This is a genomic window from Kitasatospora sp. NPDC101155, from assembly GCF_044768305.1.
Lineage (GTDB): Bacteria > Actinomycetota > Actinomycetes > Streptomycetales > Streptomycetaceae > Kitasatospora.
This window is the reverse complement of record NZ_JBIWPN010000142.1, coordinates 1-3,277: the sequence shown is the minus strand read 5'-3', so window position 1 is coordinate 3,277 and position 3,277 is coordinate 1. Positions and strand designations below refer to the sequence as shown.

The window sequence follows — 3,277 nt, the reverse complement described above, 5'->3', positions numbered from 1 at the left end:
GACAGGCCGAGGCCGGTCGAGCCGGCGCCGCTGTGGAAGCGCTCGAACAGGGAGCGTGCCCGTTCGGGCGGGATGCCGGGTCCGGCGTCGTCGACGGCGACGCTGCCGTCCGCCGTCACGGTGAGCTGGACGTCGGCCGGTTCGCCCAGGGCGTGGCCGTGGGCAAGGGCGTTGCCCAGCAGGTTGGCGACGGCCCGGCGCGCCAGCCCGCCGTCGGCGAGGACGACCACGGGGGTGGCCGCCACGGTCACCCGGTGTCCGTCGGCCGGGGTGTCGGCCACGACCGTTTCGACGAGCTGGTCGAGGCGCAGCGGTTCCACGTCGAGCGGGACGGCGCCGGCCGCCAGGCGGGCGCGGGTGAGCAGGTCGTCGACCAGCTCGCCCATCCGGTCGGACTGGCGCAGCGTGCGCCGGAGCACTTCGTCGCGGTCCGCCTCTCCGCGCAGCCCGGTCTCGGCGAGCAGCCGCAGGGAGGCGACGGGGGTGCGCAGGTCGTGGGCGGCGTCGGCGAAGAAGGCCTCCTGCTGCTCGATCGCGGTCAGCGCGGGGCGGACGGCCCGCCCGGCGAGCCAGCGGCCGGCCACGGCGGAGGCGGCGATGAGTGCCGCGCACACGCCGGAGAGCAGCAGGGTGAACCGGCGGTGGCCGTCGACGTTGCCGGAGACGTCGGAGGCGGTGACCAGGACGCCGTCCGGGCTCTGCGGGGCCGGCCCGAAGAACGGCAGGGCGTACAGCCGCAGCGGGTGGCCGTTGGACGCGTGGGCGGTGGCGTGGGTGGGCTGTCCGGACCGGCCGGCCTCGGCGGCGACTGCCCGTACGGCGGCGTCCGGCACGGTCAGGCAGGGCCGGTGCGGTGCGGCCGTGATGGTCAGCTGGTCCCAGCCGCCGGTGAGCAGGGTCATCGGCGGGCAGTCGTACGCCCCTTCCTTGGGGTCGGGGTACTGGAGCGCGCCCTGGTCGTCGTTGCCGAGGCCGAGCACCGCCTCGTTGCCCCACAGGGCCAGGTCGGTGTCGGTCTGCGACCGCCAGGACGCGTCGTCCGCCTGGACGGCGAGGACGGTCATGCCGATCAGGCCGATCGCGCTGACCAGGGCGAACAGGAGGGCGGTGCGGCGGCGCAGCCGGGCGAGCCGGCCGGCCGGCGTCGGCGGTCTCACCCCTGCGGCTCCCGGTTCTGCGCCTCCAGCCGGTAACCGACGCCGCGCACGGTGTGGATCAGTTGCGGGTCGCCGAGCTTGCGGCGCAGCTGGGAGACCAGGACCTCGACCACGTTCGAGTTGGGCTCGGTCAGTTCGTCCCAGCAGCGCTCGACGAGCTCGGTGCGGCGCACGGCCTCGCCGGGCCGGGCGGCGAGTGTCTCCAGGACGGCGAACTCCTTGACGGTCAGGGAGAGCAGGACGCCGTCGCGGTGCACGGTCCTTCGTGCAGTGTCGATCTCCAGGTCCGCTCAGCGCAGGACCCCGCCGCCGAACATCCGCTCACAGCCTCTGAACCCGCGCCCCGTCGTGGACGCCGCCTGCCCATCGTGCTCGCCGGCGTCGCGGGCGCCGCCGTCGCCGCGACTGCCGCGTTCGCCCTGCCGAGCCTGGGGCACGGCCCCGCTGGTACCACCCCTTCCCCCGGCACCGGACCTGCGAGCCCCGGCTCCGGCTCCGGCTCCGGCTCCGGCTCCGGCGACTGGATCGTCCAACTGGCCGAGATCCCGCACACGACCGACTCCGACGAGCGGGACCAGGAACTCGCCGCCCTCCAGCAGCAGGCGCCCGGCGCCACCCTCGTCGACAGCGACAACTGGGCGTCGCTGCCCTCGGGGTACTGGAGCGTGCGTGCTCCCGGCGACTTCGCGAGCGGTTACGAGGCACTTGCCTACTGCGCCAAATACGGTCCCGACCAGTGCTCCGGCCGGTACCTCAGCAACAACAGCGCCGACCGGAGCTACCTCTGCGAGGCCGCCCCCGCCCCGGACCCCGCGACGTGCCGCCGCCCCGACGATCGCGCCGCGTCCCCCACCGCCCGCAACTCCTGAACCGGACCGGCCTGTTCGAAGGACACCGTCCTCAGGAAATCCCCATGTTGCCTGCGCGATGCTGCTGTTCCGTGCTGAAGGCCCGGGACAGAGCAGCTCCTGCCCTGGCTCAAGGCCGAGAGCTGCACGTTCACCTTCCCCTAGCGGGGACCGGGCCCTCCCGACCTTGGAGCAACCGACCCGGATCCTCGGCGGCGGGGGAGCGCATCTCCTTGAGCGCGACCTCGCGTTCGAGGAGCAGGTCGCGGGCCCGCCACACCGTGCCCATGCCGCCGGCGCCCAGCCGCGCCAGGAGTTCGAACCGCTCGGCAACGACGTCGCCGACCGAGTGTTCCCGCATCCGGGTCATGAAACCGATTCCTTGCGCCGCGCACCTCCAGCCCCGTCCCGAAGAACCGGCAGTACACGGTCCGTGTTCGCTGTCTGCTGTTCGGGGACCTCGGGAAGCTTGCCCCGGGGAACCTGAGGAATTGATGAGGCGCCTTCGGTCGTGACGTCAGGAGCGCTTCTGGGCGGGGACGCGCAGGAGGAAGCGGGTCCCGCCATGGGTACTGGGAGTGACGGTGGGCCAACCGCATTGCGCGGGGGCCACCCAGGCGGCGATGGACAGCCTGAGGCCGCTGGATCCGCGTCTTCGACGGTGATCGTCGCGGGTCGCTCGGGCAGCGGGGTGCCTCCGGTGGGGATGGCCCGGCGGTGGACCTCGCGGCGCAGTTGGTCGAGGTCGCGGACGAACAGGCTTTCCTCGTAGAGCCGGTTGATCTCGGAGACGAGGCCGCCGATGCCAGCCGAGCCGGTGCGGATGGCCACGACGGCGGTGCCGGCGGCGGCGAGCGGGATCGCACCGCTCATGACGAGCGAGCCCAGGAGGGCGAAGGCGGCGCCGGCCAGCGTCGCGGAGAGGCAGGCGGCACCCTACTGGTACTGGACTCCGTCGTGGGAGGGCACCCGCGACGCGGCCCGGGACCTGGACGTCGTCCGGGCGCGCTCGGCGAGCGGAGCGAGCGCGGCATCGCGTATCACGCTACGGCGGTGCGACCAAACCACCCTGCTCCACCGATATTCAGGCTCAGCGAACTTTGGTCTGGCTATGCAGGAGGAGCCTGTGTCCGAGCAGTTCATGAATATGAAGCAGACTGCCGTATACCTGAACATGTGAACCGCCCCGGGTTCGGTGGGGACTCGATTTCGTGAAAGGATTCGAGTCATGGCACGCCCTTCCTCCTACCCGCCTGAGCTGCGCCGTCGTGC

Annotated in this window: 4 protein-coding genes; 1 reads left to right on the top strand and 3 read right to left on the bottom strand. The window is 72.7% G+C overall.

Features of this window, described 5'->3' with window-relative positions; genetic code table 11:
• Together ACIRYZ_RS46410 and ACIRYZ_RS46405 are read right to left on the bottom strand one after the other, a co-directional pair.
• On the bottom strand, positions 1–1,157 hold a 1,157-nt coding region (locus ACIRYZ_RS46410; protein WP_402955777.1), incomplete at its 3' end, for a sensor histidine kinase.
• Positions 1,154–1,414, bottom strand: coding sequence for a helix-turn-helix domain-containing protein (locus tag ACIRYZ_RS46405; RefSeq protein ID WP_402955774.1), 261 nt, complete (start codon positions 1,412–1,414; stop codon positions 1,154–1,156). The genes ACIRYZ_RS46410 and ACIRYZ_RS46405, both read right to left, overlap by 4 nt.
• Before the next feature lie 111 nt (positions 1,415–1,525).
• Here ACIRYZ_RS46405 and ACIRYZ_RS46400 point away from each other — a divergent pair, with 111 nt between their 5' ends.
• Positions 1,526–2,026: a hypothetical protein gene (locus tag ACIRYZ_RS46400; protein ID WP_402955771.1), complete on the top strand. Its 501-nt coding sequence runs from the start codon at positions 1,526–1,528 to the stop codon at positions 2,024–2,026.
• 130 nt (positions 2,027–2,156) lie between these two features.
• Here the strand turns inward: ACIRYZ_RS46400 and ACIRYZ_RS46395 are convergent, their stop codons facing one another.
• Complete coding sequence (locus ACIRYZ_RS46395) at positions 2,157–2,375, bottom strand: hypothetical protein (protein WP_402955780.1); 219 nt, start codon at positions 2,373–2,375, stop codon at positions 2,157–2,159.
• Between the last annotated feature and the right edge of the window lie 902 nt (positions 2,376–3,277).